General features: G+C 71.4%; 5 protein-coding genes. 1 reads left to right on the forward strand and 4 read right to left on the reverse strand.

Annotated features, from left to right (window positions below):
- Positions 1–780 precede the first annotated feature (780 nt).
- The 3 genes from HJC40_RS41415 to HJC40_RS41425 all read right to left on the reverse strand — a co-directional run bounded on the left by HJC40_RS41415 (position 781) and on the right by HJC40_RS41425 (position 4,829).
- Positions 781–2,985 carry a PAS domain-containing protein gene (locus tag HJC40_RS41415; protein WP_250009161.1) on the reverse strand — a complete coding sequence of 735 codons (2,205 nt, stop codon included), beginning with the start codon at positions 2,983–2,985 and terminating at the stop codon, positions 781–783.
- Between the two features lie 140 nt (positions 2,986–3,125).
- Complete coding sequence (locus HJC40_RS41420; RefSeq protein WP_250009163.1) at positions 3,126–3,983, reverse strand: hypothetical protein; 858 nt, start codon at positions 3,981–3,983, stop codon at positions 3,126–3,128.
- 63 nt (positions 3,984–4,046) lie between these two features.
- The gene (locus HJC40_RS41425; protein WP_250009164.1) at positions 4,047–4,829 is read right to left on the reverse strand and encodes an enoyl-CoA hydratase-related protein; all 783 of its coding nucleotides are present in this window, start codon (positions 4,827–4,829) and stop codon (positions 4,047–4,049) included.
- Positions 4,830–4,865: 36 nt separating this feature from the next.
- On the opposite strand from HJC40_RS41425, the gene hemW reads away from it, so the two are divergent.
- Positions 4,866–6,068, forward strand: a complete 1,203-nt coding sequence (hemW, locus tag HJC40_RS41430; RefSeq protein ID WP_250009165.1) for a radical SAM family heme chaperone HemW — start codon at positions 4,866–4,868, stop codon at positions 6,066–6,068.
- Between the two features lie 29 nt (positions 6,069–6,097).
- On the opposite strand, the gene HJC40_RS41435 is transcribed toward hemW, so the two are convergent.
- On the reverse strand, positions 6,098–6,763 hold the full coding sequence (locus tag HJC40_RS41435) for a DUF4870 domain-containing protein (RefSeq protein WP_250009166.1): 666 nt from the start codon (positions 6,761–6,763) through the stop codon (positions 6,098–6,100).
- Positions 6,764–6,948 lie beyond the last annotated feature (185 nt).

The raw sequence follows: 6,948 nt of genomic DNA on the forward strand, positions 1-6,948 counted from the left end.
GAAGAGCTTCTCCATCGCGCCCGAAGTGAATCCGGGAATCGCAGCCCGTAAGCAACCCAGTACGAGTCAGGCCAGTAGCAATCAAGAACAAGTACGGCTGGCGCATCTTCGCCAGGTGCGGTCGCGTCCGGATCGAGGGCGCCTCGGCCGGTCGATGAATCAAAGACGGCTGTCGTAGCGGGGTGGGTGGTGCCGACCGTCGCTCACGCCGAGGGCGCGGGCGACGCGAGCAGGCCGCTGGCGCGGCCAGAACGCTCACCCCGCCCGCGCGACGTGCGTGAGTGGTCGCGCCCGAGGCTCCCGCCGACCGTGGCCCCCACCGCGACGTCAGGCTCGAATCGCGTCTCCCCGTCGGGCGCCGGTCTGGCCCAGTGCGCCGGTCTGGCCCAGCGCGCCGGTCTGGCCAAGCGCGCCGGTCTGGCCCAGCGCGCCGGTCTGGCCAAGCGCCGGTCTGGCCCAGCGTGCCGGTCTGGCCAAGCGCCGGTCTGGCCCAGCGTGCCGGTCTGGCCCAGTGCGCCGGTCTGCCCAGTGCGCCGGTCGACTCGCGGGAATCATCTGGACCGCCTGACCACTGCGGCGATGCCCCTGCACCACGGCCCGGGTGGATCTTCGCCGTGGCGGCCGCCGGACTCAGCCGATGGGCGAAATCCGGCGGCGGGTCCGCAATCCGGCACTGTCAACTCGGCCTGTGGATGGGGCGCCGATGTGGATAACCGCCTGGCTCACCCGCGACCCCGTACCGTCGGATGCACTTCGAACGAAGGCGAGGAGGCGATCCGATCAGTAGCGGAACTTGTGCTGGGCGCTTCGGCGGTTGACCCAGGCCGGCAGCTCGTCCAGGTGGTCACGGTGGGGGAGGCGGTCGAACGGGTCCTGAGCTTCGGTGACGTTCTGCATGGTGACGACGAAGCCCTGCACCAGGCGGTCGTCGCGCAGGTCGCGATAGGTGGCCTCGACCAGGACCTGGCTGTGGTCGGGGCGGCGCAGGGCGCAGAACATCGTGCCGTCGCCGCCGGCCGCGAACGCCCGGCGGATCTGGCCGCGGTCGTCGGGGTGGACCAGATCGTCCAGGGTGGCCAGCGGTGAGAGCTTCTCGTCGCCGAGCAGGTCGTGCAGGGCGGGGCTGGCGTAGCGGATGCGCTGGTCCTCGTCGAGCACCAGCATCAGCTCGGCGGTGTTGCTGATGACGGCGCGCAGGTAGAGGTCGCTGTCACGGCGTCCGACGGCCTCGACGAGGCTGATCCGGTCGAGGGCCAGCGCGGCCTGTCCGGCGAGGACCTCGAGTGCGTCGTGGGCCGCGGTCAGAGCCTCACGTCGGCCGGTCAGGACCAGGGCGCCGCCGCTCGGCCGGGCCACCGCGAGCGGTTCGAGCCACAGCGGGCAGACGAGGGTCGTCTCCTCATTGCCGGCCCGGTTGGCGTTGCGGGGCCGGTTGGTGAGGCCTGGCCGGTTGGTGAGGCCGAGCCGGACCGTGCCTCGCCGGTGGCGCAGCTTGTCGGTTCGACGGCGCCGGCCCCCGGGACGGAGCGCGCGCACGAGGCGGCGTGGAACGCGGAGCAGACCGCTGAGGCGGGCGCCCAGCGGCCGGCCGAGCACGGTCCCGGCGCGCGAACCGATTGCGCCGGACGAATGGGTGTCATCCGGCTGGTGGAGTGCGGGGGAGCCGGGCGGAAAGGTGCTGCTTGGCTGGTCGGGTGCCGGCGAGGTTGGCGAAGAGACGTTGCTTGATTTGGTCGCGGCAGGCGGGTCGGATGGCACGGTGGTGCTCGGATCGGTGGTGCTCGGATCGGTGGTGCTCGGATCGGTCGTGCCGGGAGGGGAGAACCGCGCAGGGTTGCTGAGATCGTTCGGCGACGGCTGTGTCGGCGGAGCGGTGGACGGCCTGGGGGAGGCGGTCGGACCGGCTGCGGCGCCCGGGTGGTGCGGCCGGCCTGCGGGGCGGGCGCCGGGCGGGACGACGGTGGAGTCGATCGCGTCGGGGTCGGCCCACCAGCTGCGCGGGCGGCGGCCGGCGGGGGCCGGGGGCAGGTGGACGGCGGCCAGCTGGCGGTCGTCGGCGGCGAAGACCACGCGGCGCAGAGCGGTTTGCGGGACCAGGGCAGCCACGCCGGCCCGGACGGCCTCGTCGACGGCGGAGAGGTCGGCCGCCGAGACCAGGTCGGCGCTGGCCCGGCGCAGGCCGCGTTCGCGGGCGAGGGCCTGGCTGTTGAGCGTGACCGAGTCGGCCAGGCGGGTGATCGTCATGGTCAGGGTGAGCGCGCCGGCGATGGCGATCGGGACGCCGTCGCGGACCGTGCCGTCCAGCGACTCGATGAGCAGCACGATCGGCGGGGTGGCGACCGAGGCGCCCAGCAGCGCGGCCCAGCGGCCGTGCCAGCGGCTCGTCCTCGGCGGCATCGGCTGGGTCAGTCGCACCATCGACGGGTGCAGCGCGGCCAGGCCCCAGCAGATGTAGAGGACGCGGAAGCCCGACTCGGCCGCCGCGTTCTCGTACAGGGGGTAGAAGACGTCGCCGGCCAGCAGACCGACGGAGCCGATCAGCAGCAGCATCGCCGAGACGTTGCGTCCGGTCGCCAGGTTGAGGCGTACGGCGACCGCGATCAGCAGCAGCGAACCGATCACGTCGGAGGCCGAGATGCGGGCCCAGAGATCGTTGTCGGCGATCATGAAGACCCACACGACCAGCAGGGCCGAACAGGCGAAGGCTAGCAGGTCGATGAGGCGGGCCCGGTCGACCAGGATCGAGCCGCCCTCGGTGAACCGCATCAGGGAGCCCGCGACGAGCACGAACATCACCAGGTAACAGCCCGTGGCCGCTGAGCCCAGGTCGAAGGCGTAAAAGACGTCACCGACCGCAAGCGAGGCCACTGCCCCGGCCAGCAGCAGCCATGGCCCCACGCGGGCCGGACGGTGCCACCGCAGCCCGGCGATGATCGCCGTGCAGCTCGCGGCACCCAGGAGAATCCATTCGATTGCCCTCGACACGCCCTACTTAGTACCAGGGCGGTAGCTGTCTGTCCACGCTGGCTTATACGCAACGCAACTGCGCACCCGAGACGGGCAACATCACTCTCAGCGACCGCAAGGAACGCCCGAAAGTTTCGGTCCGAAGCCGAAACTCGACGTCAGCTGAAGACTTCGGCGACCACGCGGCCGGTTCCGGCGCCACCGTCCGCGCTCACCGCCTGCCATTTGCCGTCCGGCGCGTGCCATTCGAGATTGCCGAAACGTACCCGTTCGAGACCGGTCGCCGAAGCGTGGGCCACGAGCCAGTGCGCGTAGCGCCAGCCCGCGCTCGCGCTGGAGACCGTGACCGTGAGGCGCGCGGCCTCCGTGGCCGTGGCCGACCGGGGGAGGCCTTTGCCCCAGTCGAGCCGCAACCCCTCGGTCAGCGCGGCCGCGGCGGCCGCGCCGCGCCGCACGGGGGATCCGCTCACGCTGCACTCGACCGCGCCGGTCGCGCGACCGGTGAGCGCCCGGGCGAGCACCGCCGATTCGTCGGCCCACTTCTCGTACGCGTTGGGGTAGGCCGACCGCTGCACCTTCTGAGCCGCGTCGGTGACCCGCATCTTCTGGTAGTTCTTGACCTTCTTCAGCGACGCGTAGAACTTGTCGGCCGCGTATCGCGGGTCCTTGATCTGGTCGAAGGAGCCCCAGCCCTGGCTGGGGCGCTGCTGGAAGAGGCCGATCGAGTCGCGGTCGCCGTCGTCGAGGTTCTCGAGCTTGGACTCCTGGAACGCGGTGGCCAGGGCGATCACCACGGCCCGCTCGGGCATGCCCCGGCGCAGCCCGACGGCCGTGATGGTCGCCGCGTTGGCCATCTGTACGTAGTCGAGCGTCACCTCGCCGTCGGCCCGGACGGTGCACTCGGGGCCGATCTTCGGCAGTTTGATGGTGCCGGAGAAGGTGTTGACGACGGCGAACACGCCGAGCCCACCGATGAGCGCGACAATCGCGAGCGCCACGACCGGTGACTTGCGCACTCACACCCCCACCACGTTGTTGTTCAGGCGACAAGAGTAGTCAACGAAGTCACGCGATCCCTGTCACCCTTGCGCCGTCGGAGCGGCGGGGACCCAGGCGGCCGGCCTCTTCTCCCGGAAAGCGGCCACTCCCTCGCGGCCCTCGGCCGAGCGGAAGTAGCCGGCCGAGCGTGCGGACAGCTCGGCCAGGTCGGCCCGGATCGGCCCGGGCGTACGCCGGAGCAGCTGTTTCGTGCCGGCCAGGGCGAGCGGCCCACCCAGCACCAGGCTGTCGCAGTACCGGCGTACGACAGTGTCCAGCTCGTCGGCCGGCACGGCCGCGGTGACCAGGCCGATCTCCGCCGCCCGGACACCGTCGAAGGTGTCCCCGGTGAGGTAGAGCTCGGCCGCCGCGCGGGGCGCCAGCCGGGGCAGCACGGTCGCGCTGATCACGGCCGGGATGACGCCCAGGCGTACCTCGGAGAAGGCGAACGTGGCCTCCCGGGCGCAGACCGCGATGTCGGTGGCGGCGATCAGTCCGAGTCCGCCGGCGCGGGCCGGGCCGGCGACGCGCGCGACGACCGGCTTGGGGAACTCCCACAGCGCGGCCAGCACGTCGGCGATCATCTCGGCCGGCACGCGGCCGGTCCGGCGGGCCTCGGCGGTCTCCTTGAGATCGGCGCCCGAGCAGAAGACCGGACCGGTGTGCGAAAGCACAACGGCTCGTACGGAGGTGTCCGTGAGCGCCGCGGCGAGAGCGTCGAGCAGCTCCCGCATCAGGGGGGTGGACAGGGCGTTGCGGTTCGCGGGGGAGTCCAGGGTCATGGTGGTCACCCCGGCGTCGGTGACGGTACGGACCAGAGCCATGGCGGAACATTAACGGCAGGCGTGCACACTTGACGGATGGCCGGCGCACTTCCCGATGGCGAACCCGTTCCGCTGGACGGTTCCCTCCCCCCTCAGGCGACGGCTCACGTCGGTAAAGACGGGTTCGCCGTCTACGTTCATGTCCCGTTCTGCGCGAGCCGCTGCGGTTACTGCGACTTCAACACCTACACGGCGAGCGAGCTCGGCGGTGGCGTCAGCCGGGAGGCGTACGCCGAGACGGTGCTGCAAGAGCTCGAGCTGGCCCGCCGGACCGTCGACCCGGCCCGGGTCGACACCGTGTTCTTCGGCGGCGGCACACCGACGCTGCTGGACGCGGACGACCTCGGCCGCATCCTGCACGCCATCGACGACGCGTGGGGACTGGCCCCGGGGGCCGAGGTCACGACCGAGGCCAACCCGGAGTCCGTCGATCCCGGCTATCTGCGCCGGCTGCGCGGGCACGGCTTCAACCGGATCTCGCTGGGCATGCAGTCGGCGGCGCCCGGTGTCCTGCGGATTCTCGACCGCAAGCACACCGCTGGTCGCGCGCCGCAGGCCGCGGTGGAGGCTCGCGAGGCCGGGTTCGAGCACGTCAACCTCGACCTGATCTATGGCACGCCGGGCGAGACAGCCGACGACTTCGCCGCTTCCCTGCGGACGGTGGTCGACGCCGGCGTGGACCACGTGAGCGCGTACGCGCTGATCGTCGAGGACGGCACCCGGATGGCCGCCCGGATGCGGCGCGGCGAGATCCCGTTCCCCTCGGACGACGTGGCCGCCGATCGCTACCTGGCGGCGGAGGCGGCGCTGAGCGAGGCCGGCTTCCGGTGGTACGAGGTCTCCAACTGGGCCACCTCCGACGAGGCCCGCTGCCGGCACAACCTGCTCTATTGGACCGGCGCCGACTGGTGGGGCCTGGGGCCGGGCTCGCACAGCCACGTCGGCGGGGTGCGCTGGTGGAACGTCAAGCACCCGGCCGCGTACGGGAAGAGGCTGGCCGACGGCGTCTCGCCGGGTCACGGGCGGGAACTGCTGAGCGACGAGGACCGGCACGTCGAGGACGTGATGCTGCGGGTGCGGCTGCGCGACGGCATCGCCCTCGACCGGGTCGACCAGGTGGGCGCCAAGCAGGCGCTCGCCAACGGACTGCTCGACCCCGGGGCGTACGAAAGTGGTCGTCTGGTTCTCACGCTGCGTGGCCGCCTGCTGGCCGACGCCGTGATCCGCGACGTGGTGTGAGAAGCGCCGGGCCCCGTCCCGGCGCGGCTCTATTTGATCAGGTTGATGGTCATCGGGTACTTGTACGGCTCGTTGTTGAGCGCCTTGAGACCCGCGATCACGCCGAAGATGATGGCGATCAGCGCGGCGATCGGGATGATCACGAAGCCGATGACGAGGCAGGCGGTGGCCCAGCCGATGATGCCGACGATCGACCAGACGATCTGGAAGTTCAGCGCCTTGACCGACTCGGCCCGGACGACCGGCGACTGGTTGCCCTTGGCCAGCAGGGCGATCAGCGGCGCGATCCAGCCGCCGAGGCCGCCGCCGAGGAAGGCGCCCAGCGCGCCGCCGAAGTGCGCGACCAGGATCCAGGTCTTGTCGTCCTGGGCCGGGGAGGCGCCGAAACCGGGCTGCTGGTAGCCGTACTGCGGGGGCGGAGTGCCGTATCCGGGCGGCGGCCCACCGTACCCGCCGGGACCCGACACCGGCGGTTCGCCGTAACCGGGACCTGAGGTGGGCGGCGGGGCCCCGTAGCCGGGACCGGAGGCCGGCGGCTGCGGCGCGCCGTAACCGGAGCCGGAGCTCGGCGTGCCGTAGGGCGGCGGGGGAGGCGGTGTCGAACCGGAGGCCGGGTCGTTAGCCGCATATGGGTTGAACGGCCGCGTCGGGTCGTTCGCGTTACCTTCACCGGGCGGGCGAGGTGGTTCAGTCATGGCTGACACCGTAGAGCCGCAGTTCAATGCGGTCGAGGGCGACATGCTGATCTAGTCGCAACGCCGTTCAGTTAGGGCTGGGTGGTTGGTGTCAAGGCCAGGATGTTGATCTCTATCGTGGCTTGGTAGGTGGCGCGGTCGATGTTCGGGCCGCGGGCGTTGTATTTGCTGATGGCGCGTTTGAC

This window comes from Actinoplanes sp. M2I2 (genome assembly GCF_023544445.1).
GTDB lineage: Bacteria > Actinomycetota > Actinomycetes > Mycobacteriales > Micromonosporaceae > Actinoplanes.